Source organism: Pseudohongiella sp. (assembly GCF_011050365.1).
In the GTDB taxonomy this organism is placed as follows: domain Bacteria; phylum Pseudomonadota; class Gammaproteobacteria; order Pseudomonadales; family Pseudohongiellaceae; genus Pseudohongiella.
The window spans coordinates 221,563-247,937 of the sequence record NZ_DRFV01000015.1 but is presented as its reverse complement, the minus strand read 5'-3'; the positions used below and the strand labels follow the sequence as shown (position 1 = coordinate 247,937).

The 26,375-nt window shown below is 55.0% G+C and carries 28 protein-coding genes; 27 read left to right on the top strand and 1 reads right to left on the bottom strand.

The features are described 5' to 3' along the window. Positions 1-232 precede the first annotated feature (232 nt). The 25 genes from flhA to ENH71_RS12690 all read left to right on the top strand — a co-directional run bounded on the left by flhA (position 233) and on the right by ENH71_RS12690 (position 23,806). On the top strand, positions 233-2,353 hold the full coding sequence (flhA, locus tag ENH71_RS12810; protein ID WP_414704920.1) for a flagellar biosynthesis protein FlhA: 2,121 nt from the start codon (positions 233-235) through the stop codon (positions 2,351-2,353). 45 nt (positions 2,354-2,398) lie between these two features. Then, positions 2,399-3,550, top strand: coding sequence for a flagellar biosynthesis GTPase FlhF (gene flhF, locus ENH71_RS12805; RefSeq protein WP_294134925.1), 1,152 nt, complete (start codon positions 2,399-2,401; stop codon positions 3,548-3,550). A 49-nt stretch (positions 3,551-3,599) separates the two neighbouring features. Further along, on the top strand, positions 3,600-4,406 hold the full coding sequence (locus tag ENH71_RS12800) for a MinD/ParA family protein (RefSeq protein WP_294134923.1): 807 nt from the start codon (positions 3,600-3,602) through the stop codon (positions 4,404-4,406). A 22-nt stretch (positions 4,407-4,428) separates the two neighbouring features. After that, positions 4,429-5,163: an RNA polymerase sigma factor FliA gene (locus tag ENH71_RS12795; RefSeq protein WP_294134921.1), complete on the top strand. Its 735-nt coding sequence runs from the start codon at positions 4,429-4,431 to the stop codon at positions 5,161-5,163. Between the two features lie 186 nt (positions 5,164-5,349). Then, the gene (locus tag ENH71_RS12790) at positions 5,350-5,730 is read left to right on the top strand and encodes a chemotaxis response regulator CheY (protein ID WP_317622399.1); all 381 of its coding nucleotides are present in this window, start codon (positions 5,350-5,352) and stop codon (positions 5,728-5,730) included. A gap of 12 nt (positions 5,731-5,742) precedes the next feature. Next, positions 5,743-6,606, top strand: coding sequence for a protein phosphatase CheZ (locus ENH71_RS12785; RefSeq protein ID WP_294134917.1), 864 nt, complete (start codon positions 5,743-5,745; stop codon positions 6,604-6,606). A 51-nt stretch (positions 6,607-6,657) separates the two neighbouring features. Beyond that, positions 6,658-8,904: a chemotaxis protein CheA gene (locus tag ENH71_RS12780; protein ID WP_294134915.1), complete on the top strand. Its 2,247-nt coding sequence runs from the start codon at positions 6,658-6,660 to the stop codon at positions 8,902-8,904. Between the two features lie 75 nt (positions 8,905-8,979). Next, positions 8,980-10,029: a protein-glutamate methylesterase/protein-glutamine glutaminase gene (gene cheB / locus ENH71_RS12775; RefSeq protein WP_294134912.1), complete on the top strand. Its 1,050-nt coding sequence runs from the start codon at positions 8,980-8,982 to the stop codon at positions 10,027-10,029. A gap of 34 nt (positions 10,030-10,063) precedes the next feature. Then, the gene (locus ENH71_RS12770; protein WP_294134907.1) at positions 10,064-10,876 is read left to right on the top strand and encodes a ParA family protein; all 813 of its coding nucleotides are present in this window, start codon (positions 10,064-10,066) and stop codon (positions 10,874-10,876) included. Then, a complete protein-coding gene (locus ENH71_RS12765; RefSeq protein WP_294134899.1) occupies positions 10,869-11,687 on the top strand; it encodes a chemotaxis protein CheW in 819 nt (272 codons plus the stop codon). Before ENH71_RS12770 ends, ENH71_RS12765 begins: the two co-directional genes overlap by 8 nt. A gap of 150 nt (positions 11,688-11,837) precedes the next feature. Continuing rightward, on the top strand, positions 11,838-12,311 hold the full coding sequence (locus tag ENH71_RS12760; protein ID WP_294134896.1) for a chemotaxis protein CheW: 474 nt from the start codon (positions 11,838-11,840) through the stop codon (positions 12,309-12,311). 23 nt (positions 12,312-12,334) lie between these two features. Continuing rightward, complete coding sequence (locus tag ENH71_RS12755) at positions 12,335-12,751, top strand: DUF2802 domain-containing protein (RefSeq protein WP_294134894.1); 417 nt, start codon at positions 12,335-12,337, stop codon at positions 12,749-12,751. Positions 12,752-12,844: 93 nt separating this feature from the next. Further along, on the top strand, positions 12,845-13,531 hold the full coding sequence (gene ccmA, locus ENH71_RS12750; RefSeq protein ID WP_294134890.1) for a cytochrome c biogenesis heme-transporting ATPase CcmA: 687 nt from the start codon (positions 12,845-12,847) through the stop codon (positions 13,529-13,531). Further along, on the top strand, positions 13,528-14,226 hold the full coding sequence (gene ccmB, locus ENH71_RS12745; protein ID WP_294134888.1) for a heme exporter protein CcmB: 699 nt from the start codon (positions 13,528-13,530) through the stop codon (positions 14,224-14,226). Before ccmA ends, ccmB begins: the two co-directional genes overlap by 4 nt. Before the next feature lie 118 nt (positions 14,227-14,344). Continuing rightward, complete coding sequence (gene ccmC, locus ENH71_RS12740) at positions 14,345-15,091, top strand: heme ABC transporter permease CcmC (RefSeq protein ID WP_294134883.1); 747 nt, start codon at positions 14,345-14,347, stop codon at positions 15,089-15,091. Positions 15,092-15,151: 60 nt separating this feature from the next. Beyond that, entirely contained in the window at positions 15,152-15,385 is a 234-nt protein-coding gene (gene ccmD / locus ENH71_RS12735; protein ID WP_294134880.1) for a heme exporter protein CcmD, read from the top strand. Then, entirely contained in the window at positions 15,382-15,864 is a 483-nt protein-coding gene (ccmE, locus tag ENH71_RS12730) for a cytochrome c maturation protein CcmE (RefSeq protein WP_294134878.1), read from the top strand. Before ccmD ends, ccmE begins: the two co-directional genes overlap by 4 nt. After that, positions 15,861-17,885 carry a heme lyase CcmF/NrfE family subunit gene (locus tag ENH71_RS12725; RefSeq protein WP_294134875.1) on the top strand — a complete coding sequence of 675 codons (2,025 nt, stop codon included), beginning with the start codon at positions 15,861-15,863 and terminating at the stop codon, positions 17,883-17,885. The genes ccmE and ENH71_RS12725 overlap by 4 nt, the downstream gene beginning before the upstream one ends. Beyond that, positions 17,882-18,424: a DsbE family thiol:disulfide interchange protein gene (locus tag ENH71_RS12720; protein ID WP_294134872.1), complete on the top strand. Its 543-nt coding sequence runs from the start codon at positions 17,882-17,884 to the stop codon at positions 18,422-18,424. The genes ENH71_RS12725 and ENH71_RS12720 overlap by 4 nt, the downstream gene beginning before the upstream one ends. A gap of 5 nt (positions 18,425-18,429) precedes the next feature. Beyond that, positions 18,430-18,933 carry a cytochrome c-type biogenesis protein gene (locus tag ENH71_RS12715; protein ID WP_294134869.1) on the top strand — a complete coding sequence of 168 codons (504 nt, stop codon included), beginning with the start codon at positions 18,430-18,432 and terminating at the stop codon, positions 18,931-18,933. Positions 18,934-18,976: 43 nt separating this feature from the next. Then, positions 18,977-20,260 carry a c-type cytochrome biogenesis protein CcmI gene (gene ccmI / locus ENH71_RS12710; protein ID WP_294134867.1) on the top strand — a complete coding sequence of 428 codons (1,284 nt, stop codon included), beginning with the start codon at positions 18,977-18,979 and terminating at the stop codon, positions 20,258-20,260. 44 nt (positions 20,261-20,304) lie between these two features. Beyond that, the gene (gene moaA, locus ENH71_RS12705) at positions 20,305-21,378 is read left to right on the top strand and encodes a GTP 3',8-cyclase MoaA (protein ID WP_294134863.1); all 1,074 of its coding nucleotides are present in this window, start codon (positions 20,305-20,307) and stop codon (positions 21,376-21,378) included. Between the two features lie 10 nt (positions 21,379-21,388). Beyond that, a complete protein-coding gene (gene moaB, locus ENH71_RS12700; RefSeq protein ID WP_294134860.1) occupies positions 21,389-21,910 on the top strand; it encodes a molybdenum cofactor biosynthesis protein B in 522 nt (173 codons plus the stop codon). Positions 21,911-22,394: 484 nt separating this feature from the next. Continuing rightward, positions 22,395-23,210, top strand: a complete 816-nt coding sequence (locus ENH71_RS12695) for an exodeoxyribonuclease III (protein ID WP_294134857.1) — start codon at positions 22,395-22,397, stop codon at positions 23,208-23,210. After that, entirely contained in the window at positions 23,207-23,806 is a 600-nt protein-coding gene (locus ENH71_RS12690; protein WP_317622398.1) for a peptidylprolyl isomerase, read from the top strand. Before ENH71_RS12695 ends, ENH71_RS12690 begins: the two co-directional genes overlap by 4 nt. A 34-nt stretch (positions 23,807-23,840) precedes the next feature. Here the strand turns inward: ENH71_RS12690 and ENH71_RS12685 are convergent, their stop codons facing one another. Then, positions 23,841-24,140, bottom strand: coding sequence for a YciI family protein (locus ENH71_RS12685; RefSeq protein ID WP_294134854.1), 300 nt, complete (start codon positions 24,138-24,140; stop codon positions 23,841-23,843). A 261-nt stretch (positions 24,141-24,401) separates the two neighbouring features. Here ENH71_RS12685 and ENH71_RS12680 point away from each other — a divergent pair, with 261 nt between their 5' ends. After that, positions 24,402-25,022: an L-threonylcarbamoyladenylate synthase gene (locus ENH71_RS12680; RefSeq protein ID WP_294134851.1), complete on the top strand. Its 621-nt coding sequence runs from the start codon at positions 24,402-24,404 to the stop codon at positions 25,020-25,022. A gap of 124 nt (positions 25,023-25,146) precedes the next feature. Further along, positions 25,147-26,361, top strand: coding sequence for a tryptophan--tRNA ligase (locus tag ENH71_RS12675; protein WP_294134849.1), 1,215 nt, complete (start codon positions 25,147-25,149; stop codon positions 26,359-26,361). The last annotated feature ends 14 nt before the right edge of the window (positions 26,362-26,375 follow it).

The window sequence follows — 26,375 nt, the reverse complement described above, 5'->3', positions numbered from 1 at the left end:
GGGCGACGCAAAAAAAAGATCCGGTTCCTGCAAAGTGAGCACGACTCTTGCAACACCCTCCCGGTAGGACATAAAAAGGTGCAGTTTCAACTTGATTCGCTGGTAAAGCGTCAAGATTTTGGACAAAGCGCCTGTTCACTGACGGCAGTCGACTGTCAGCGATATTGACCTCACTGAATTTTGACTACCACACCGGGCTGGTAAGTAATCTATGTTGAATTTTAGCGGCAATCTGAACAGAAATACGTTGGCGACCAATGCCCGTAATCTGACAGAAGGTAATCTCGGGATACCGATTTTGCTGCTGGTGATTCTGGCAATGATGACATTGCCGATTCCACCGATTCTGCTCGACGTGTTCTTCACCTTCAACATAACCATCGCCCTGGTGGTTTTGTGTGTGGCGGTGTACGCCATGCGGCCGCTGGACTTTGCGGTGTTCCCAACCATTCTGCTGATTTCAACCCTGCTACGTCTGGCGCTCAACGTCGCCTCCACCCGGGTCGTGCTGCTGAATGGTCATGAAGGCGGTGCGGCGGCAGGGCGGGTCATTGAGTCATTCGGTGAAGTCGTGATCGGCGGCAACTATGCCGTGGGTCTGATCGTTTTCCTGATTCTGATAATCATCAACTTTGTGGTGGTGACCAAAGGCGCCGGTCGAATCGCTGAGGTCAGCGCACGGTTTACGCTGGACGCAATGCCGGGCAAACAGATGGCTGTTGATGCCGATCTGAACGCGGGCATAATCGACCAGGAGCAGGCCCGGGTGCGGCGCCAGGACATCACTCAGGAAGCCGACTTTTACGGCGCCATGGACGGTGCCAGTAAATTCGTTAAAGGCGATGCGATTGCCGGTATTCTGATTCTGGTCATTAATATGGTGGGCGGCCTTGCTATCGGCATGATGCAGCACAGTCTGGATTTCGCCACCGCGACCGAGCGTTATGCGCTACTGACCATCGGTGATGGTCTGGTCGCCCAGATTCCGGCTTTGGTGCTGTCAACGGCGGCCGCCATTATGGTGACCCGCAACAACAATTCGGAAATGATGGGCTCCCAGGTTATCAGCCAGATGTTCGCTACGCCCCGGTCTCTGGGCATTGCGGGAATGGTGCTGTTTGTCATGGGTATTGTACCCGGCATGCCACACCTGGCGTTTCTGTCGCTGGCACTGGCCGCCGCCGCCGGCTCTGTCACCATTTACCTCCGGCAGCAGCGCGAAGCGACGGCCGTTGATGACGCCGCAACTGCCGACAAAACTGCGAAGGAAGAAAAAACCGCCACCGAGCAGCAGGAACTGGGGTGGGGTGATGTGACACCGGTTGATGTGGTCGGGCTTGAGGTTGGTTATCGACTGATCCCGCTGGTAGACAAAAATCAGGGTGGCCAGTTACTGGCCCGCATCAAGGGCATTCGCAAAAAGCTGTCTCAGGAGCTCGGTTTTCTGGTGCCGTCAGTACACATTCGCGACAACCTTGACCTGCAGCCTAATGAATATCGCATCCATCTGATGGGTGTCAATATCGGTGGCGCCGAGATTTATCCGGAACGCGAAATGGCGATAAATCCGGGCCAGGTCTATGGCAAAGCCCAGGGCATTGCCACCAAGGATCCGGCATTCGGGCTGGAGGCTCTGTGGATTGAGCCGCCGCAGCGGGATCAGGTTCAGTCTCTGGGCTACACCGTGGTCGATGCCAGCACAGTTGTCGCTACCCACATGAATACGCTGTTGCATAAACACGCGCACGAGTTGCTGGGTCATGATGAAGTTCATGAGTTGCTGGGTATTCTGGGCAAGTCATCGAAAAGACTGGCCGAGGAGTTGCCTGGTCAACTCAATGGCAACATTCTGCGCAAGGTGCTGCAGAACCTGTTGCAGGAAGGCATCCCCGTCAAAGATATGCGCAGTATCGGCGAAGCATTGGCGTCTGCTGCCAGCAGGAGTCAAGATCCCGTCGCTCTGACTGCGGCCGTGCGTGTCGCGCTGGCTCGCGTGATAGTCCAGGGCATCTACGGTACCAAGGCTGAACTGCCGGTTATCACTCTGGATCCAACACTGGAACAGATATTGCTTAAAGCAGTACAGCAAAGTGGCAAACAGCACGATGGGGATTTGGTTGATGACAGCGTGGTTATTGAGCCTGGTATCGCTGAGCGCTTGCAGCAGTCATTAATGCAGGCGGCACAGCGGCAGGAAATTGCCGGTAATCCGGCAGTCCTGCTGGTCGGTGCGCCGCTGCGGCCATTATTGGCACGGTTTGTCAGATTTACCCTGTCGGGCGTGAAGGTCCTTTCTTATCAGGAAATACCGGACAACAAGCAGATTACGATAGTGGCAACGATTGGACAGTAACGGTCGTTGATCGGAACAACAGTAAACGAGATGTGAGGAGCAAAAATGCAGCTTAAAAAGATCCTGGCCAAAGACATGCGCCACGCGCTACTTCAGGTCCGAGAGGAACTCGGGGATGACGCTGCCATTTTATCAACGCGCAGTCTTGCAACCGGTGGCGTCGAAGTTATAGCGACGTTAAGTCCGGCGCCGGTTGTCAACAAGGGGCCGGTGCCGGGTGATACGCCACCGCCCTCTGCCAGTAAGGCCGAGATAGGCGCCATGCGTAATGAGCTGCACAGTATCCGCACCTTGCTGCAGCAACGTCTCAACGGTTTGGCATGGGAACAGTTCAGCAGCCATTCGCCATTGCAGGCGGTGGTCTGGGAGCGTCTGTCTGCCATGGGTGTGCCCGGATTCCTGAGCCGACGCTTGTTAGCGACCGTAAAGCCGGGCAAAACGCTTGATCAGGTCTGGAAGCAGGTATTGGGAAGTCTGGTAAAAGCCCTACCGGTGCTGGGTCACGACCCAATAGAGCAGGGCGGTGTGTTTGCGTTTCTGGGCCCTACCGGTGCCGGAAAAACCACAACCATCGCCAAGCTTGCAACCCGTTATGTGTTGCAACATGGTCCGCAGGATGTCGCGTTGGTGACCACGGACAGTTTTCGTCTGGCCGCGCACGAGCAGTTGCGCACCCTGGGCCGGATACTGGGCGTCAGCGTGAGGATTGTGGAGAACCAGCAGTCGCTGGACGAGACACTTGATAGCCTGGGACATAAAAAACTGGTGCTGATTGATACGGCAGGTTTGCCGTCTCATCATCCGGAGCAGCAGCGGCAGTTGACTTTGTTGCGTGATCAGCCGCAAGTCCGTAAATGGCTGGTGCTGCCAACGACAAGTCAGGCGCAGGTTTTGCGTGCGGCGTGGAAAACCTGTTCGACGGCAGAAGTTTCTGCGTGTATTCTCACTCATCTGGACGAGGCGTGTGTGCTGGGTGATGCTCTGGCATTGACGATCGAGCGCAACTTGCCGGTTGTTTATGAAACCTTCGGGCAGGCGATTCCTGATGATATTGCGCAGGCGCAGGCTCAGGTCCTGGTCAAGCGCGCTGTTGCGTTGGGTCGACGTCAGGCGTCGGTACCGGTTGAGAAAGAACGGCTGATGACCGAATATGGCAGTCAGTCACCGGAAGAGTTGCGTGTTGCTGGGTTAAACTAGCGAATTGGCGGCACAGGCCGGATATAACCAGTTGGGGAGAAAACAGGGGATGCATCCCATTCAAGTGCTTGCGGTCACCGGAGGTAAAGGTGGCGTAGGGAAAACAAGTATTTCGGTCAATCTCAGCCTGGCGTTGGCACAACTGGACAAACGCGTGGTGCTGATGGATGCTGACCTGGGTCTGGCCAATGTTGATATTTTGCTGGGTATCAAAGCCCAGCGGACCATCGCAGATGTGCTGTCAGGTGAGTGCGGGCTGCGCGACATCATGGTGGCCTCTCACGGTATCAATGTCATACCGGCTTCGTCTGGTGTGCAGACCCTGGTGACTATGGGTCCCAATCAGCATGCCGGCATCGTGCATGCTTTCAGTGAACTGGCGGATGAGCTGGATGTGTTGGTGATTGATACAGCCGCAGGAATCTCGGATTCTGTAGTGAGTTTCGTGCGCGCCGCGCAAGAGGTATTGGTGGTGGTTTGTGACGAACCTTCGTCAATGACCGATGCCTACGCACTGATCAAGCTGCTGCACCGGGACTGTCATTTGCAGGATTTCAGGATCGTCGCCAACATGACACGATCCGCTGACGAAGGTCGGAACATGTTTAACCGATTTGCGGGTGTTGCCGGGCGGTTCCTCGACGTGAATCTGCGTTATGCCGGCGATATACCTTATGATGAGACACTTCGTAAAGCGGTGCAGCGACAACGGCCAACTCTGGACGCCTATCCGGGCAGCAAGGCTGCCGGCGCGTACCGCCGGTTGGCCAAAGAAGTCAGCCAGTGGCCGGTAAGAACACAGGCCAGCGGTCAAATTGAGTTTTTTGTAGAACGACTCGTGCAAGGTATGTCCTGAAAAGGGCTCAACGGGATTGTTTATGACATCACCTACAGGCGCTTCAGTTTACCAGGACGTCCAGACTGGCAACATGAACGAACTGGTCACGCAACACGCGCCGCTGGTGAAGCGAATCGCGCATCATTTGCTGATGCGGATGCCATCCAGTGTGCAACTGGATGACCTGATACAGTCAGGCATGATCGGTTTGCTGGAAGCGGCTCGCAAATACGATGTCTCCAAAGGCGCCAGCTTCGAGACGTATGCCGGTATTCGTATCCGTGGCGCCATGCTTGACGAGATCCGCCGGGGAGACTGGGCGCCACGCTCGGTGCATCGAAAGTCCCGTGAAGTGGCTGCAGCGGTAAAGTCGGTGGAAATGCGCACCGGCAGTGACGCCAAGGATCACGAAGTAGCAAAAGAGCTGGGTATCGACCTTGAAACGTATTACACCATCCTGCAGGATGCGTCCGGCAGTCGACTGTTCAGCTTTGATGACCTGACAGAAGGTGGCGATGATTCTGCGCTGGAAGCGGTTTCAGGCGAAATGTCCGGGCCCGCAGAGGAGCTGCAGGATGAAGACTTCCGTTCACACCTGGCCGTGGCCATCGAAGGGTTGCCGGAGCGCGAAAAGCTGGTTTTGGCACTTTATTATGATGAAGAGCTCAATCTGAAAGAGATTGGAGAAGTGCTGGGCGTCAGTGAGTCCCGCATCAGTCAGATCCATAGCCAGGCCGCTCTGCGCCTGCGTTCCAGGCTTCAGGAGTGGCGTTGAATCCTGGTGTCATCGCTCCCCAATTGATATCTTCACTGAGCTATAATGCTCACCATCTGAATTTATTTCCTGATTAATGCTAAATTTTTTTACCTTTCAAGCGATAACCTGTCAGGGAGATACCGTGCCGGGTGGCGCATCTCACCAGGTTGAGCTCATGACGTGGAGGCGGTTTTGGACAAGAACATGAAAATACTCATTGTTGATGATTTCTCAACAATGCGTCGGATTATCAAGAATCTGTTACGGGATCTGGGGTTTACCAATACCGCTGAGGCAGATGATGGTAGCTCCGCCTTGCCGATGCTGGAGAACGGGCAATTCGACTTTCTGATCACGGACTGGAATATGCCGGGTATGACTGGCATTGACCTGTTGAAGGCGTGCCGGTCCAGCGAAAAGCTGAAAACCTTGCCTATTTTGATGGTGACGGCAGAAGCCAAGAGAGATCAGATAATTGCAGCGGCCCAGGCCGGTGTGAATGGGTATGTGGTCAAGCCTTTCACGGCCGCGGCTCTGCAGGAGAAGATCGAAAAGATCTTTGAACGCATCGATGCCAGTCGCTGAGGAAAATATCCTATGTCAGACAATCAGGACAACCCGCTGTCAAAAGCGGCCAAAGGCCCCTCGAATGCAGAAACGGCAGCCTTGGCAGCAGCAGGGGCAAAGAGCTTTAATGATGCGCTGAACCTGCACAAGCAGGCATTGCTGGAGTCTCTGCAAGACGATGACATGGCAGCGGCTGCTGATCATATTCATCAGATCAATCAGGCCCGGGATGAAACCCTTTATTGTGAGGTCGGTCGACTGACCCGTGCTCTGCACAATGCCCTGCGAGACTTTCATCTGGAGATTGGCTTGCATGGCAATTCCGAAGTCAAGCACGAACTACTGGAAATGGCGGATGCGCGCAGTCGTTTGAATTATGTCATCGCGATGACCGAAGACGCAGCCAACAAGACCATGGATAGTGTTGATGAAGCCGCTCCCATGGTGCAGGCACTTGTTGCTGAAAGCGAAGCCATGCACAAGGACTGGCAGACGTTTCAGGAACAAAGCCGCGAATCAGGCGCTTCTTCAACGGCGTTATTTGACCGTGTTGAGCAGTTTCTGCAGCGGATCAGCAGCGATGGGCACAGTATCCATACGCGCCTGACCGATATTCTGATGGCGCAGGGATATCAGGATCTGAGTGGTCAGGTGATCAAGCGTGTCATAGAACTGGTCAGTGATGTTGAACAAAGCCTGGTGCGTCTGGTCAAGCTGGCAAGCAATGTTGAAGAGGTAGCCGGAATCAAGCCTGCAGCTGGTGAGCACAAGGCTGAGAAAGACGAGAAGCAACGTATTCGCGCTGAAGGACCTCAGATCAATCAGCAGGATAATCAGGACGTGGTGTCAGGCCAGGACGATGTGGATGATTTATTGTCCAGCCTCGGTTTTTGACTCACGCAACAGCGCGAGGCTGATGAAGGTGAATCGCAGAGGGACAGCAACATGAGTTTTTTTGATGACGAAGAGATTCTGGAGGATTTCCTGGTTGAGGCCGGGGAGATTCTGGAACAGCTCTCCGAACAGCTTGTGCAGCTGGAAAAACAGCCAGACGACAAGAATTTGCTGAATGCCATCTTCCGTGGCTTCCACACCGTCAAAGGTGGTGCCGGGTTCCTGCAACTGACGCCGATGGTGGACTGTTGTCACGTCACCGAAAACCTGTTTGACAACCTGCGTAACGGCAAGCGTCAGGTCACGTCTGAATTGATGGACATCGTGCTGCAGGCGCTTGATGCGGTCAACAACATGTTTGCGCAGATCAAGGAGCGGATTCCGCCGGAACCCGCGTCTGACGAATTACTGCAGGCGTTGCAGGTGCTGGCGAACGGCGACGACCTTGGTTCCGTCCCGGCTGACCCGAATGTCAGCGAAACAGCTTCTGCGGCGCGCGGCGCGGCAGACGTCGCCATAGTGGCTGCGGATGGCAGTGCCAGCGATGACATGACAGATGAGGAATTTGATCAGTTGTTGGCGGCACTTGATTCTGCCGACTTCGAAGCAGAAGCGGAAAACCGGGCCAGCGAGCCGCCGGCAACGCCGGCCGCCGGCGACGCAGAAGAAATCAGTGATGATGAGTTCGAGGCGCTGCTGGATCAGTTACAGGGCGCACCGGCAGAGCCGTCAGCGGAGAAAGAGCCGTCAGCTAACAAAGAGCCCTCAGCTAACAAAGAGCCCTCAGCGGAGAAAGAGCCCTCAGCTAACAAAGAGCCCTCAGCGAGCAAAGAGCCTTCAGCGAGCAAAGAGCCTTCAGCGAATAAAAAGCCCTCAGCGAACGAAAAGCCCTCAGCGCAACAAAACAGTGACGAAATCACCGACGACGAATTCGAAGCTCTGCTTGATCAACTGCAAGACGGCAGCAGCTCTGATGCGCCGCCCGCAGCGGCACCTGCTGAGACATCAAAAGCCCGCCCGGTCCTGAAAGCAGTGCCCGACTCTGCTGCCGCGCAAACGCCACCACCTGGCGCCAAACCCGAACCCAAACCGGAAGTTAGAGCAGCTGCAGCAGATCAGGCGCCCGTTGCTGAAACCACGGTACGGGTTGATACACGCCGACTGGATGACATCATGAACATGGTGGGCGAGCTGGTGCTGGTCAGAAACCGACTGGTTCGGATTGGTTCCACGGCCGCCGATGAAATGTTGTCCAAGGCGGTTGCCAATCTGGACGTCGTCACTGCCGATTTGCAAACCTCGGTAATGAAAACCCGGATGCAGCCAATCAAGAAAGTGTTCGGTCGTTTCCCCCGCGTTGTGAGAGACCTGGCACGAAGCCTGAAAAAAGATGTTGTACTCGAATTGCTCGGCGAAGAAACCGACCTGGACAAGAATCTGGTAGAAGCACTGGCCGATCCTCTGGTCCACCTGGTCAGAAATGCCGTCGATCACGGTATCGAATTGCCGGACAAGCGACAGGCTGCCGGAAAACCACGTCAGGGTACCATTCTGCTGTCGGCAGAGCAGGAAGGCGACCACATACTGTTGACTATCAACGATGATGGCAATGGCATGGATCCGGATATGTTGCGCGGCAAGGCGGTCGAGAAAGGCATCATGGATAAAGATGCGGCGGACCGACTCAGCAATAGCGAGTGTTTTGATCTGATTTTTGCCCCCGGTTTCTCCACCAAGACCGAGGTGTCGGATGTGTCCGGCCGCGGCGTGGGTATGGATGTAGTGAAAACCAAGATCACCCAGTTGAACGGCTCGGTTTTTATTGATTCCAAGCCCGGTCGGGGCACGCGCATTGAGATCAAGGTGCCATTGACGTTGGCTATCATGCCGACATTGATGATCCTGGTGGGCGAGCAGGCGTTTGCGCTGCCGTTGGCCAGTGTCAGTGAAATCTTTAATCTCGATCTCAATGGTACCCACGTTGTTGATGGCCAGCAGGTGGTCACCGTCCGGGACAAGGCGCTACCCTTGTTCCATTTGCGGCGTTGGCTGACGCAGGATGCCCAGCGTGGCGATGCCGAGCGCAAAACCGACGCCAATGTGGTGATTGTCACCGTGGGGGCACAGCGGGTTGGTTTTGTGGTGGATACGCTGATAGGTCAGGAAGAAGTAGTGATCAAACCACTCGGACGAATGCTGCATGGCACACCGGGTATGGCAGGCGCAACGATAACCGGTGACGGCCGTATCGCGGTCATTCTTGACGTGCCCGGTCTGCTTAAACGGTATGCTGCTTAAGTCGCAGAAAACATAAAAATGAAAGCTCAGTGCGGAATCTGAAACCGCAGGCGGCGCCGACAGGTAAGATGGACAATGACAATTAGAGTATTGGTGGTTGATGATTCAGGGTTCTTCCGGCGCCGCCTGACAGAGTTGATCAATGCGGATGCCAGAATGCAGGTCATCGGCACCGCCAGTAATGGCCAGGAAGCCATTGACGAGGCGACTCGTCTGCGGCCCGACGTCATCACCATGGATTATGAAATGCCGGTGATGGATGGCATCACATCGTTGCGGCAAATTCACCGCAAATTGGGCATCCCGGTGTTGATGTTTTCGTCACTGACCTATGAAGGCGCCCGTGTCACGCTTGACGCACTCGAGGCCGGTGCAGTTGACTTTCTGCCGAAGAACTTTGACGAGATATCACGGCAACCGGACGAAATACAAAAAGTTCTGTGTGACCGTATTATTCTGGTGTCAGGCAGCAGGAGCGCCCCGGGGCGGGATGCGACAGCGGCATCGGTAGCGAAAACGACTGAACCGGCAGCGCCCGCCCGCCGGGCAAGTCTGCGCGGCACCCAACTGGTTGTCATTGGCGCATCGACCGGAGGCCCCATGGCGTTGCAGGAGGTTCTGACAGGCTTGCCCGCAAACTTCCGTTTGCCCATACTGTTGGTACAACATATGCCAGGCACATTTACCAAAGCCTTTGCGGAGCGTCTGGACCGGATATGCCAAATCAGCGTCAGCGAGGCCAGCGATGGTGACGTGCTCAGGGCAGGGCATGCGTATCTGGCCCCTGGCGGCAAACAGATGTTGCTCGATGGCCGCATGCCGATGCGCCTAAGGGTCATCGATGGTGATGAGCGACTCAATTACAAGCCGTCACTGGACGTCACCTTTGGATCGGTCGCCCGTGACCTGGGCAGCAAGGTGCTTGGCGTGGTCCTGACGGGGATGGGGGCAGATGGTCGCGATGGGGCCCGCTTGCTGAAAGCGGAAGGGGCCACGATCTGGGCCCAGGATGAAGCCAGTTGCGTGATCTACGGCATGCCAATGGCCGTGGCGAAGGCGGGGCTGGTCGACGAGGTATTGGATTTGCGGCGTGTGGCGCCGCGGTTATGCGAAGAAATTAACTGAAAGCGAGCTTGCGTAAGCAGCGAGGCCTGGTGACATGAGAGTCTGGTCGGTAGCCAATCAAAAAGGGGGTGTTGGTAAAACCACAACAACCGTTGCCCTTGGCTGTCTGTTAGCCGACCAGGGCAAACGTGTGTTGATGCTTGATCTGGACCCGCAGGGGTCGCTGGGCAGTTATTTTGGCCATTCGCCCGAAGCGCCGGCTCACAGCAGTTTTGACTGGTTTGCGCCAATGGGCAAACTGGATGATTCGATCCTGGATGCAAGCATTAAGGAAACTGACGCACAGGGATTATTTCTGGTTCCCGGTAATACAGCGTTGGCGACACTTGAGCGCAATGCGGTATCGCAAGAGGGCATGGGTCTGGCAGTGTCACGCGCACTGACCCGCCTTTGGGATCGCTTTGATTATGTCATCATCGATAGCCCACCTACGCTGGGCGTGCTGCTGGTCAACGCTCTGGCGGCATCCGAGCAGGTGATTGTGCCCGTGCAAACCGAATTTCTGGCGATCAAGGGTGTTGAGCGGATGCTCAATACATTGCAGATGATCAATCGCTCGCGACGTCAGCCGCTGCCTTATCTATTGGTGCCAACCCTGTTCGATCGCCGCACCCAGGCTGGTGTCAGCAGTTTCCGGCATATGCGCCGAACCTGGCCTGAGCATGTCTGGAACTCTGCGATCCCGGTGGATACGCGTTTGCGGGATGCCAGTTCGCGGGGCATGACACCGTTGGCTCTGGATCCGGGCAGTCGTGGTATTCAGGCTTACGGATCACTGCTTAAAACCTTGCTGAAAACACACTCAGGAGTGGCCCCCGCGGCGGCAGGAGCGTTAGCGCATGGTTAATGGACAGACATCAGCGCGAACCACCCAGGCGACAGCATCACATGGCGTGGTGCAGGATTATCTGGACGTATTGCTGCGCAACGTCCTGCCTGACGATGTGGTCGAACCGGAACCTGATCCGGAGCGAGAATCCGCGCAGACAACGACGTGGGCTGATGACCCGGTTTGTGAACCGCCTGCTACCCTGGCCGCCGCGCCCATCCTGCAGCAGGCTGCAGTGCCGGACATCCCGGATATGGAGACGCTGGTCGCTGATGTTATCGACACCCCGGCCGCAGAGCCGGAAATTGCAATCGCGTCTGCTGCGTCTGAACAGGTCAGGGAAACGGCGCCCTGGGCCGACAAAGCTTTTGCCAGTTTGCTGTTTGACGTCATGGGTTTGAAGCTGGCGGCGCCATTGCACGAGCTGGGTGGCATCATGCCGCTGGCTGACAAATTGCAGCCGATGGCCGCACAGGCAGACTGGTTCATGGGGCTTATCCGCTGGAATGGCCGAACCATACGGGTAGTCGACACGGCAAGATTCGTCATGCCCGAGCGTATCGGGCAGGACCAGGTTATTGATTACCATAGCCTTGTGGTGCTTGGCGACAGTCACTGGGCGCTTGCGGTTAACAATGCAGACCAGTCTGTGCATTTGCAGCCTGCTGATATTCGCTGGCGCAAAACCCTGGGCAAGCGCCCCTGGTTAGCCGGTACGGTGCTGGAGCATTTGTGCGCGCTGCTGGATGTCGATGTGCTGATAGCCATGCTGAACGACAGTGACACGGCAAAACAGGTCAAGGCTGATCTGGCCAAACAAGGGCAATAAACCAGGTCAGACCGGCGGCCCGACACGGGCAATGTTTTGGGTTAAATGGTGGCACAGAACCTGCATCTTGTTAAACAGATGCCTGTTTTGTCTTCTTAAATGCTGGAAAATTGACGCTTTAAAAATTGACACGAACCTTCGAGGAAGCCCATGGCTGAGGTAAAAAAACAGGAAAACGATCAGGTACTGCAGTGGGTGACATTCCAGCTGGAGAATGAGACCTACGGTGTAGACGTCATGGTCGTCAAGGAAGTCCTTAAGTTTCAGGATATTGCGCCGGTACCAGGTGCGCCTGGCTACGTCATGGGTATCATCAATATCCGCGGTACTGTGATTTCAGTGATCAATACTCGTTGCCGATTCGGCTTGCCGGATCGCGACCCCGATGACAATACCCGTATTGTGATCATAGAAATTGGTCAGCATATTGTCGGTATCGTAGTCGATAGTGTTGCCGAAGTTGTGTATCTGAAGCGTTCGGAAATCGAGACGCCGCCACAAGTGAATAAGGATGAATCGGCCCGTTTCATTCAGGGCGTTTGTCACCGGGATGACCAGCTACTGATTCTGGTTGAACTGGACAAATTGCTGACTGAAGAAGAACTGGCTGAGCTCGACCATTAATTGTAAACCCTGCCGGGAGTCTGATGATGTTGATGATAATGAGCTCGCCGATAATGCTGGTGCTGCTGCTGGGTCTGACCCTGATGCTTACCCTGGCTCTGGGCGTTTTACAGATCATTAATACTCGTAAAATCAGTGGTCTGCACAAGGCGCTTGATGAAGATTCGGCGCGCCAGGAAGCGCTGCTACGCGCCAACAGTGGTGCTGTTCTCAAGTTGGGCGGCAGCCTGCAGGCACTTGAGCAGCGGGTGACTCTGACCTCGCGCCGACAGCAGGAACTGGAGAACAAAGACGCCGGCAGCCTGACCTATGATCAGGCCAGCAAGCTGATTCAGATGGGCGCAACGCCTGAAGATCTGGTTAAAACCTGCGGACTGTCGCAGGCGGAGGCTAAACTGGTGTCGCTGATGGCGGTCCGGGGCGTCGGCAGGCCTGCCTGATAGCGTCCCCGACAACAAGATTTCCTGTCATTTTGCGGTTATAATCGGCGCTCTTTTCCAGCCGCCGAAGCTTATAGCCGTATTATTCGTATTATGACTCCTGATCACACCCCGATTTCGTCCACGACCGACGCCACACCGGCAGCAGATTCCCTGTTACAGGTACATTCGTTGTTTTGCGAGCGCGACGAACGGATACTGTTTTCCGGGCTGAGTTTTTCTGTCAGCGCCGGGCAACTGATACAGGTGCTGGGGAGTAACGGTAGCGGCAAAACCACCTTGTTACGCATTATCTGTGGCCTCAACGATAGTTACGAAGGCGATATTCTCTGGTGTGGCATCCCGGTCCGGGAGCAACGCGAAGCTTTTCTTGCCTCCCTGCTTTATATCGGACATCGGGTCGGCGTAAACCGTATCCTGACACCCCGTGAAAACCTGCGCTGGAGTGCTTCTCTGCACACGCCGGTCGATGATCACCGCATTGACGCGGCGCTGGCCCGGGTGGGACTCAAAGCCTATGAGGACATCCCGTGTCGAAACCTGTCCGCCGGTCAGAATCAACGTGTGTCGCTGGCGCGATTGTTGATAAGTCCTGCCAGACTTTGGATACTTGATGAACCGTTCACCACACTGGACGTGTACGGTGTTCGCGAGTTGGAGCTCCTGCTGGGCGAGCATATCGCGGAGGGTGGCTCGGCACTGGTGACGACGCACCATCGGCTTAACGTACCGTGTGCGGTAGAACGTCTGAATCTTGATGGCGTGGAGCAACCACTATGAATACGGTGTCCACACCTGAAGTCAGTACCTGGGGGGCTTTTCTTGCTACGCTGAGACGTGATCTGCTGGTTGCTTTCAAGCGCCGCAATGACTTGCTCAACCCCATTATGTTTTTCCTGATTGTGGTGACTTTGTTTCCTCTCGGCGTCAGCCCTGATCCGGCGGAGCTGACACGGATAGCGGCGGGTGTGGTGTGGGTGTCGGCGCTGCTGGCATCAATGCTGTCACTGGATAACCTGTATCGCGCCGACTATGAGGATGGCTCACTGGAGCAGTTGTTATTGTCACCGCAACCGCTATTTTTCCTGGTACTGGCGAAGAATATTGCCCATTGGCTGATAAGTGGCTTACCGGTTGTGGTGTTGTCGCCGTTGCTGGCGTATATGCTGTATTTGCCCACGGAAGCATACTGGACGCTGGTGCTGACCCTGCTCATAGGAACCCCGGTACTGAGTCTGTTCGGGTCGATCGGGGTTGCGCTGACAGTGGGGCTGGGCAGCCGGGGGTTGATACTGGCGGTGATTGTTTTGCCGTTAACGATGCCGGTGCTTATAATCGGCGCCAAAGCCGTCACCGATGTCATGTTTGGCTTACCGGTGGGCAGCCATTTTGCTTTGCTGGGCGCTATGCTGGCAGTGGCATTGAGTATCGCGCCGCTGGCCTCCGCTGCGGCCTTGCGTATCAGTGTCAGCTAACCCGCGAAGTTGCTGTTTGATGCGGTGTTACAAAGCGTAACAGGGGTGTCTTTGATGTCATGTTACAGTCTGATTATCAGTGGCTTAGGGTTGGCCTACGACAAGGAAAAAATCAACTATGTGGGTATGGTTTGCGAAATTGGGCTCGCCACGCTGGTTCTACGAACTGTCTGGTAAATGGTTGCCGTGGCTGTATGCCGCCATGACCCTGTTGATGTTGGTGGGGCTGACCTGGGCGCTGTTGTTTGTCCCGGAAGACTACCAGCAGGGGCACACTATCCGGATCATGTATGTGCACGTGCCCGTGGCAAGTATCTCGCTGGCCTGTTTCCCCCTGATGGCCGTTGCCGGGGCCATCACGCTGGTCTGGAAAATGAAGCTGGCTGATATGGTTGCCAAGTGCGTAGCGCCGATCGGATTATGGTTTACCGGGTTGGCGTTGGCCACTGGTGCCATCTGGGGGCAGCCTATCTGGGGTACCTGGTGGGCCTGGGATGCACGGTTAACATCGATGCTGATACAGTTCTTTCTGTTTGTCGGTGTCATCGCACTGCGCTCTGCCATTGAAAGTACGGACGCAGCGGCCAAAGCCTGCGCGGTACTGGCAATTGTGGGTGCCATTAACGTGCCCATCATCAAGTATTCAGTGGAGTGGTGGAACACTCTCCATCAGCCGGCGAGCAGTATCTCGTTTGATTCCGCAGCGCCCAATCCGCCGGAAGTCTGGGTGCCGCTTTTGATTATGATTGGCGCGGTGTATCTGTTGTTTATCATTTCGTTGATATTACGGACCCGTAATGAAATTCTGATACGTGAACGCCGGTCGCAATGGGTGACCGACTTGATCACACGAAGCCAGTCCTGATGTGCAGGCCACACGCTATTGACACGTTAACCATGCCGTATCCGGGGAGTCAGTAACACCATGCCAACATTGCAGTTTTCCAGCTTGAGCGAATTTGTCCAGATGGGGACCTACAGCTTCCATGTGTGGGTTGTTTATCTGCTGTTTGTATTATTCGTCGGTTACAATCTGATATTGCCGGGCGTGCAGCGTAAACAGTTCATTCGCCAACAGAAGCGTCGTGTCGCCCGCGATGCCGAGCTGGCCACTCAGGCCGCCAGTCGGCAAGGTCTGAACAACAGGAGTGCAGAATGAAATCGCATCGCAAGAAGACGCTTGGCATCATCCTATTCATCGCTGCCGGCCTTAGTGTGGCCATCGGTTTGTCTCTGTACGCCCTGAGTTCGAATATCGACCTGTTTTATACACCAACGCAGGTCGCTGCCGGAGAGGTGACACCGGGGCAACGTATTCGTGTAGGTGGCATGGTCAAGGAAGGCTCGGTGAAGCACAGCGAAGAGCAGCTGCAGGTTAACTTTATCACGACGGATTATGCCCATGATGTCGATGTGCAGTATAGCGGCATCCTTCCCGACCTGTTTCGCGAAGGGCAGGGTATTGTTGCTGAGGGCAGTATGACCCCAGAGGGACAATTTGTTGCTTCGAGAGTACTGGCCAAGCATGATGAAAATTACATGTCCGTAGAAGTAAAAGCCGCGATGGATGCGGCCGAGCGACAGCGTGTAATGGGCCAGATTCAAGAACAAGGGCAGAGCCAAGGAAATTACCAATGATCCCCGAACTGGGTAATTTTTCGCTAATTCTGGCTTTTGGCCTCAGCATCTTACTGGGTGTAATACCCATGATAGGGGCGGCCCGGGACAACCTGTTGTGGATGAGACTGGCGCGTCCGCTCACCGCCGGTATTTTTGTGTTTCTGAGTATCAGCCTGCTGATACTGGGTTACAGCTTTGTGACGGATGATTTTTCGGTGGCCTTTGTCGCCAACCACTCCAATTCGGCACTGCCCATTCAATACAAAATGACTGCCGTCTGGGGCGGCCACGAAGGCTCGTTCCTGTTCTGGACCTGGATGCTGTCTGGCTGGATGTTGGCGGTAACGGTATTCAGCAAGGCCATGCCGGATAATTTCGTCGCCAGGGTGTTGGCGATTATGGGTTTGATCTGTGTCGGCTACACGTTGTTCATGCTGGCAACATCCAACCCGTTCGATCGGGTATTGCCATTGCCGCCAGCCGATGGCGCGGATTTGAACGCGGCATTGCAGGATTTTGCCTTCATTATTCATCCGCCCTCGCTGTACATGGGCTATGTCGGGTTCTCCGTAGTATTCGCTTTTGCCATCGCAGCGTTGATCAGTGGCCGGCTGGATGCGGCTTGGGCACGCTGGTGTCGTCCATGGGCAAATGCCGCCTGGGCAATCCTGACCCTGGGCCTGTCGCTGGGTTCCTGGTGGGCTTATTACGAATTGGGCTGGGGCGGCTGGTGGGCCTGGGACCCGGTGGAAAATCCACCGCTGATTACCTGGTTGCTCGGCGCCGCCTTGATTCACTCCCTGGCTGCCACCGAGAAACGTGGCGTGTTCAAAAGCTGGACGGTGCTGCTGGCGATCATGGCCTTCGCATCCAGTTTGCTCGGCACCTTCATTACCCGTTCCGGTTTGCTGACCTCGGTGCACGCATTTGCCACTGATCCTACCCGGGGTGTTTATATTCTGGGTTTCCTGGGCCTTATTATCGGCGGCTCGCTGGTGTTGTACGCAATACGGGCGCCGGCTTTAAAAAGTGAGTTCGGGTTTGGTTCCTGGTCAAGAGAAGTATTCCTGCTTGCCAACAACATGATTCTGGTAGTGGCCAGTGCCGCGATATTGCTGGGCACGCTGTATCCGATGGTTTATCAGGCCATCTCCGGCGGTGATCTGATTTCAGTCGGACCGCCTTATTTTAATACCATTTTTGTGCCATTGATGGGCATCCTGGTGGTGCTGATGGCAATAGGGCCAATCAGTCGCTGGAAGAAGACATCCGCTACCTATCTGCGCCAACAACTGACCAGGGTGGCTATTGCCGCGGTGGTGCTCGGGGTTGCGATACCGGTGGTGCTGACGCTTGAAGTACCGATCGCAGCTATCGGCACAGCGGTGTTGGCGCTATGGGTGACCTTTGCCATGGCCAGTGATCTTTGGACCAAGTCCGGCAACAAGAGCACGCGTCTGGCGGGCCTTAAGAGCCTGTCACTGAGTTACTGGGGCATGCAGCTGGCGCATTTCGGTTTTATCATGACCATGGCCGGGGCTTGCCTTACCAGCATTTACAGTATCGAGCGCAGCGTGTTGTTGCAGGCCGGGCAGAGCGCTGAGCTGGGCAACTACACGTTTGTGTTTAATGGTACGGAACCGTATCAGGGGCCGAATTTTATCGCCGATGAAGCCTCGATTAGTGTGATTCGAGATGAAGAGTTTCTATTCAACCTGTACGCACAAAAACGTTTGTACACGGCCAGCGGAACACCGGCGACACACATGGGCATAGACGGCCGCTTCTTCCGGGATCTTTTCGTTTCTCTGGGCGATCCTCGAGCTGGTGGCGCTTGGTCCATGACCCTGTACGTCAAGCCGTTTGTGCGCTGGATCTGGACCGGAACCATATTCATTGCCCTGGGCGGCATTCTGGCAGTGACTGACAAACGCTACCGTCGCTATAAAGTCAGGCGTGGTGAAGCGGTCAGTGTTGACTCTAAGCAAAAAACCGGGGACCAGACGAGCGCAGTTTCCGGCGGAGAGCTGACATCATGAAAAATCTGAAACTGTATCTACCTGTCATTGGTTTTGCGGTGCTGGCAGTGTTCATGTGGCGTGGCTTGTATCTGGATTCGCGAACCTTGCCTTCGGTGCTGCTGGACCGACCGCTACCCGAATTTGAGCTCAGGGCCCTGGAGACCGGCGATCAACTGGTTTCGCTGGAGGATTTGCCGGATGAGCCCTTTATTCTCAATATCTGGGGTAGCTACTGTTTACCGTGCCTGCAGGAGAATCCCATCTTCATGGCGGCCAGGGAACAGGGCATCATTCCCATTGTCGGTGTCAATTACAAAGACACTGACGACGCCGCACGTGAATGGCTCGATGACAATGGTAATCCTTTCACGCTGAGCATCGTTGATGACACCGGACGCTATGGCATAGACCTCGGTGTTTACGGCGCACCGGAAACCTTTATCGTCGATTCTCAGGGTGTGATCCGCTACAAACACATCGGTGTGATTGACTATCAGGCCTGGGATGATGAAATCATGCCGGTGATCGCTGCCGTTCAGGCTGAGGCCAGGTCATGATGCCCATGCGCGTTGTGTCCGGTTTTGCTTTGATAGTGATGCTTACGCTGGTGTCACTGGTGAGTGACGAAGCGCAGGCGGCGATTGATGTTTACGAATTTGAAACAGTAGAGCAGGAACAGCGCTTTCGTGACCTGTCCAACGAGTTTCGTTGTCCCATGTGTCAAAACGCAAACCTGACGAGTTCCCCCGGCGGCGTTGCGGCCGATTTGCGTCGCGAAATTTATCGCATGATCATGGAAGGGCAAACCGATCAGGAAATCGAAGCTTTCATGCTGGCCCGCTACGGTGATTTCATTCTGTATCGGCCCCGACTGACGATGCAGACGCTGTTGCTTTGGTTTGGGCCTCTGCTGTTTTTGCTGATTGGTATCTGGGTTGCCTTTACCATCATGAGACGCAGCGGCACCGAGTCCCCCGGATCCGGCGAGTCACTGAACGCAGACGAAGAAGCGCGCCTGAAGAAATTACTGGCGCAAAAAAACCAAGACGCTTCGGACCAGGCCTGAGCTTGCAAGTTGTTAACCTCCCCACTGCCAAAAAGGTGATATTTTGTTCTGGATAGTCAGTTTTCTGCTCATGCTACTTGCGGTACTGTTTGTTGCGGTGCCGGTGATCCGGTTTGCACGGCAGCATCAAGGAATCGATGCGGATGCTGCCAGCCAGCATTATCGCGATTCTGCGAATCTGATGATCTTCGAGGAAAGGTTGGCAGAGCTTGATGCGGAGCTGGCGACGGGCGCGCTGGATGCGGATCAGCACCAGGCCCTGAAGGCAGAGTTGCAGCGCACCCTGTTGGCTGATATCAAAACCGAAGAGGCCGCGACCGCCAGTCGCGAGCCAGCGCAGTCTGCGGCAAAACTGACATCGTCGGCTTTGTTGACGCCATCGCGCCTGATTCCCATCCTCTGTGTCGTTCTTATATTGCCAGTGTCTTTTTATCTGTATGGCCTGTGGGGATTTGAGCGTGACCTGCAGGTTGCCGATGTATTTGAACGAAGTCGTGATAATCAGGGGGATCCGGAGGAGCTTCGGGACCTGGTATTCGAGCTGGGTGCCATTATCGAAGAAGACAGGGAAAATGGTTGGGCCTGGTACTATCTTGCGCGACATCTGATCAGTCTGGGCCAGGTGCAGGAAGCCGCGCGTGCGTTTGAACGTGCGGCAGGACTCATCGAAAACACACAGGACAGAGCCATTGTGCTCGGTCAGTATGCACAGGCGGCCTACATTGCATCGGGGCAACAAATCACGCAGGAAGTACAGGCGATCATTGACCAGACTCAGCGACTCAACCCGGCGGAACAATCCGTGCTGCAGCTGCTGGGCGCCGATGCTTTCATCAACGAGAACTATCAAGGTGCGCTGACTTACTGGCAACAACTACTTGGCATGTCACCACGCGCGGAGGATCGGCAATTTCTTCAGGAGATGATCGCGGAAGCTCAGCAGCGGATGGCGGCAAACGGCGAATCAGCAGCACTTGCTGATGGCCCGCGACTGGAGATCAGTCTGTCGCTGAATCCTGATCTGGATCTGGCGCCGGACACCCGGGTATTTGTGTCTGCCCGCAACCTGCAGGCTGCCGGGCCGCCGTTGGCCGCCAAAGTGCTGACTGCCGGTGACCTGCCGGCGATTGTCACCCTGTCTGACGCGGACGCGGTGGGACCGTTTAACCTGTCATCAGCTCAGGAAGTCACGGTTGTAGCGACGGTTTCACTCAGTGGCTCTGCCGATGTACAATCAGGAGACTTCCAGGCGCGCTCAGCCACACTGCCATTGACTGACGAAGAACCGGTGAGACTGCAGCTGCAGATCACTGACCCGGTTCCCTGAATTATTCGTTGACTGGCATCATGTTTTAGCAAATCCGAGTTTTTATGTCCCGATCTGATGAAATTGAAAGCAAGCAAACATCGGCGCTTATCGACCGCTTCGGCCGGCGCGTTGATTATGTGCGGCTATCGGTTACCGATCGATGTGATTTCCGTTGTGTGTATTGCATGACCGAAGACATGCAGTTTCTGCCTCGCCAGCAGGTGCTGTCGCTGGAAGAAATCTACCGCGTAGGCCGTGCCTTTACCGAGCTTGGCGTCAGTAAACTGAGACTGACCGGCGGCGAGCCGCTGGTACGCAACAACGTGATGTCACTGATTCAGGCGCTGGGCAGGTTGCCGGGGCTGGAGGAACTGTTGCTGACCACAAACGGTGCCCAGCTCGACAAACTTGCCGGACCTCTGCGTGACGCCGGTGTTAACCGGATCAATATCAGCATCGACAGCCTTGATGCCGAACGTTTTCGTCGTATCACCCGGGTAGGGCGGCTGGACAAGGTGTTGAGCGGCATTGATGCCGCGCGCAAAGCGGGTTTTGACCGCATCCGGCTGAATGCGGTGGTCATGAAAGGTTACAACGACGATGAAGTGCTGGCACTGACTGATTATGCGGTAAGCCACGATATCGATATCGCGTTTATTGAAGAGATGCCGCTGGGACAAGCTTCCGACCATAGCCGCGAAGACACCGTGTGCAGCAATGACTGGGTGCGGGAACAGATTGAAGCGCGTTACACGCTGGTCAACAGCGCAGCGACAACGGCGGGTCCTTCGAAGTATTACCAGATTCCCGGGCAGAAAAGCCGCATCGGCTTCATTTCTCCCATGTCACATAATTTTTGTGCGGATTGCAATCGCGTGCGTGTCACCGTAGAGGGCCGACTGTTGTTGTGTCTTGGTAATGAGCATTCTGCCGACCTGCGCTCGGTGCTGCGTCAGGGGCAGGAGGTTGCGATTCAGGATGAGTTGGCCAGTCTGGAGCGAGCCAGTGCGACGCCTGTCAGCGATGCATTGAAACAGGCCATCATTGCTGCCATGGACCTCAAGCCCGAGCGACACCACTTTTACGAGCAGGATTATGCACAACCGGTGCGCCTGATGAACATGACAGGAGGCTGATAGCCCTTCGATGAGCAATAATCCCATTCCGGTAAACACTGTTGTGGTGACCGTATCCGACACCCGTACTGAAGACACCGACAGTTCCGGCCGATATCTGGCCGAACAGTTACAAGACGCCGGTCACCGACTGGTCAGTAAAGTCATTATAAAGGACGATACTTATAAGCTGCGCGCACTGGTGGCGACGCTCATCGCGGATGAACAGGTACAGGCAGTATTGTTGACCGGCGGCACCGGATTCACTGCACGTGACAATACCGTCAAAGCAGTAACACCATTGCTGGACATGCACATTGATGGTTTTGGCGAAACTTTCCGCTATCTGTCTCATGCCGAGATAGGCAGCTCAACGATTCAGTCGCGGGCGTTTGCTGGAATGAGCAATGGCACTATTGTGTTTTGCATGCCGGGCTCGACGGGTGCATGTCGTACGGCGTGGGAAGGGTTGATCGCACAGCAGCTCGACAGTCGTCACAAACCCTGTCATTTTGTGGACAAGCTAAAACAAGTGCATCAGCCCGACAACTGATCCCTGCACATTGGCAGAGTCAAAGGGCTGATGCAGAAAAAACCGTCCAGGCGGGTAATGCTAAAAACAGAGTCACGGCCAGCGTGTTAAACATCAACACTCCTGCAGACTCGTGGTATATCTGATCTATCATAATAAGCTCCCGTTTCGGGTAGGCTATCTAAGACCTCCGATTGATTTCCCTGCTGAATGTCATCAGGGCTATCGCATGGCGCTTATTTATTACTGTGCTGCCAGTATGGTCAGAACAGGTACAGCAACAGACGCGGTTACGATGGCTGCAGTTACTAATGCTGCTCGTGCGCTGATGATGAGTTCGCTCATAAAATCTTCTCCTTGTGGGTGATTCGATCAATTTTTGATTTTTCGTTACTTTCAACGTTGTGCATCTCAGTAACTGCGCGCATAGTAACATATATGCGAATAAAAGTAACACTTATGTGGTGAGATATTCACATACTCGATGAAAGGTAACGTTTAGACGATGAAAACCGGCAAACGGTTTACAATAACCACATTTAATTGTAACGGTGTGCGCTCGGCCGCCCGCAAAGGCTTCTTTCAATGGCTGGAGAGTCAGCAGCCGGATGTTGTTTGTCTGCAGGAAACCAAGGCGCAGGAGCATCAGTTGCAGGAAGGACCGTTTTTCCCTGCCGGTTACCACTGTCATTACTTTGATGCAGAAAAAAAGGGCTACGCTGGTGTCGCCATTTACAGTCGCCGGCAGCCTGACCGCATCATCAAAGGCATGGGTTGGGATATTACTGACAAGGAAGGGCGCTATATTCAGGCTGACTTCGGAGATCTGAGTGTCATTTCCCTGTATATGCCTTCCGGCTCCAGTGGCGAGGCAAGACAGGCTGTCAAATTAAGGTTTCTGGCTAATTTTATGGCGCACCTGCAAGATTTGCGCGCCGACGGTCGCGAGTATGTCATTTGTGCCGACTGGAACATGTGCCATAAGGAGATAGATCTGAAGAACTGGCGTGCAAACCGCAAAAACCCCGGTTTTTCGCCGGAGGAGCGCGCCTGGCTGGATCGGCTGTATGATGAGGTTGGTTTCGTGGACGCCTTCAGGCTGGTGAATCAGGCGCCGGATCAATATAGCTGGTGGTCAAACCGGGGGCAGGCCAGGGCCAATAACGTCGGGTGGCGTCTGGATTATCATGTCATCACACCGGCACTTGTGCCTGCAGTCAGAGCTGCTTCGATATATACTGACGAATATTTCTCGGACCATGCGCCGGTGACACTGGAGATGGATCGACAGAGCTGTTTTTCGAAAGAGGCAGGAACATGAGATTAAACAACTGTGTGGCGTTTATATTAACGATAGTTGTATTGATGGTGCCTGTCGGCAGCGTCTACGCTCAGGCAATATCAGCGGTAATCAGCACCAGCAAGGGCGATATCATGCTGGAACTGAATCAGCGCGCTGCGCCCACCACCGTGGCCAATTTTGTAAACCTGGCCAAGCGTGGGTTCTACGATGGTTTGACGTTTCACCGGGTGGAGCCGCGCTTCATGATACAGGGTGGGGACCCGCTGGGCACAGGTACCGGTAACCCCGGCTATCGTTTTAGTGGCGAAACCCATTTGCGTCATAACCGTCCGGGGGTCATTTCCATGGCGAATTCAGGGCCCGGCACCGAGGGCAGCCAGTTTTTCATCACCCATGTGCGAGCGCCTCACCTGGACGGGTTGCACTCGGTATTCGGAGGCGTGACGCAGGGCATGGAGGTTGTGAACAGCATACGGCCGGGTGATGTCATCGAACAAATCACCATAACCGGCGACATCAGTTCGCTGTGGACGCAAAAATCCGCAGTGCTGGAGAGCTGGAATGCCACCCTGGACGAGAACTACCCGGATCTTCGCCCGGCACCCACGCCGTGAACCTGGCCCTGGCACTGACCGGGCGTGCAACCCATCAGGGCAGCACCTGCTTGAAGGGTTTCACCGTGACTTTCCGGTACACACCGGCTGTCACGTAGGGATCGGCTGCGGCCCAGGTCTCTGCGTCAGCCAGAGACTCAAAGCTGGCGATAATAAGACTGCCCGTGAACCCGGCATCGCCCGGGTTCTCATCGTCAACGGCAGGATGGGGACCGGCGATAACCAGTTTGCCGGCGGCCTGCAGCGCTTCGACTCTGGCCAGGTGCGCGGGTCGGGCCTGCATGCGCAAAGGCAGGCTATTTTCAACGTCTTCACTGATAATGGCGTAAAACATAAATCTCCCTGTCACCGGTGCCGACAGCGACGCCGCGGGCAGGTGAATTGTGGTAAAAATCAAGTCATCGACTTTGGCTAAGCGGCCTGTTATTGTTGCCGGTTTGCAGCCACCGGCATGATAGAAAATCGTTGCCACAAAGGCAATTATAGCGACGCTGGACAGTTGCCGAAGCCCTATCCTGGCTGGCCGCACATAGGTCTTTGAACACAGGTCTTTGAACACAGGTCTCTGAATACAGGCAAGAGCGAACGGATTGGTATGGCACAACTATTGGAAATTCACCCGGTCGACCCCGAGCCCAGACTGATCAGGCAAGCGGCGGACGCTTTGCAGCAAGGCGGCGTCATCGTGTATCCGACGGACTCGACTTATGCACTGGCTTGTCACATGGGTGACAAAACGGCGCTGGAAAAAGTTCGACGCATTCGGCAATTGGGCGACAAACATAACATGACGCTGATGTGTTCGGATCTTTCTGCGATTGCGACCTACGCCAAGGTCAGTAACAGTGCCTATCGTTTGCTGAAAGCCTACACGCCGGGGCCATACACGTTCATCCTGGCGGCCACCGCTGAAGTTCCTCGCCGCCTGATGCACCCCAAACGTAAAACCATCGGCCTGCGAATCCCTGACCATCCGGTGGCACAGGCACTGCTGGCGGCGGTGGGCGAACCCATTCTCAGCACCAGTCTTATTCTGCCCGACGATGATCAGCCCTTATCCGAAATTTATGACATTGAAGATAAACTGGGGAAACTGGTTGATCTGATCATTGAGAGCGGCGCCTGCGGTATAGAACCATCGACAGTTATTGATCTGGTGGACGGGGTACCGGTTGTGGTCCGGGTAGGCAAAGGGGATCCGGAGCCATTCGCCTGACCGGGAAGCGCGAAGATTCAACGCGCGGTGCATGTGGCAGGCATATTTAGTGCATGTTTCATGCAATAATAGTTGGGCGTTAATAATTTGAATAGCTGGTACTCAGCAAGCAGAGGGAAAGAGTTTGTCTACAGTGGAATCGCAGAAACGGGTGTTGTCAGGCATGCGCCCGACAGGACAACTGCATTTGGGTCATTATCATGGTGTTCTGAAGAACTGGGTGAAACTTCAACACGAGTACGAATGCTTCTTTTTTGTTGCTGATTGGCATGCGCTGACGACACATTATGCGACGCCTCAGGTGATCGGTGACAACGTCCTCAGTATGGTAATTGATTGGCTCGCAGCCGGTGTTAATCCGGGTTCGGCATCCATCTTCGTTCAGTCCCGGGTGCCCGAGCACGCCGAGCTGCATCTGCTGCTGTCGATGATGACGCCGCTGGGCTGGCTGGAACGGGTTCCCAGCTACAAGGATCAACAGGAAAAATTGCGTGACAGGGATCTGGAAACCTACGGTTTTCTGGGTTATCCGTTGTTGCAAAGCGCCGACATCCTGATTTATCGCGCCGGACAGGTGCCAGTGGGGGCTGACCAGGTCGCGCACGTCGAGCTGACCCGTGAGGTTGCACGTCGCTTTAATCATCTTTATGGTCGCGAACCGGGCTTCGAGGACAATGCCGAGGCGGCGATCAAAAAAATGGGCAAGAAAGCTGCGAGGCTTTACAATAATCTGCGCACAGCCTATCAGGAGCAAGGCGATCACGATGCCCTGGAGCGTGCTCAGGCACTGATCAAAGAACAGCAGAATATCTCGCTGGGTGATCGCGAACGCCTGCTGGGTTACCTTGAAGGCAGTGGCAAAATGATCCTCGCCGAACCCCAGGCATTGCTCACTCCTGCGGCTAAAATGCCGGGTCTGGACGGACAGAAGATGTCCAAGTCCTACGGTAATACCATCGCCCTGCGTGAACCGATTGATGACGTGGCGAAAAAGATCAACACCATGCCGACAGATCCGGCCAGGGTTCGTCTCAAGGATCCCGGTGATCCGGATAAATGTCCGGTCTGGCAATTACATGAAGTCTATTCTGACGACGATACAAAAGCCTGGGTACAACAGGGATGCCGTAGTGCCGGCATTGGCTGTCTGGCTTGTAAAAAGCCCGTGATTGACGCCGTTGTCGCAGAACTGGAGCCCATCCAGCAAAGAGCCCGGCAATACGAAAAAGACCCTGATATAGTGCGCACCATCATCGCTGAAGGTTGTGAGCAGGCGCGTGAATCGGCCCGCGAAACCCTGCAGGATGTCAGAGAAGCCATGGGGCTGTCGTACCGCTAGCGCGGTCGTAACGG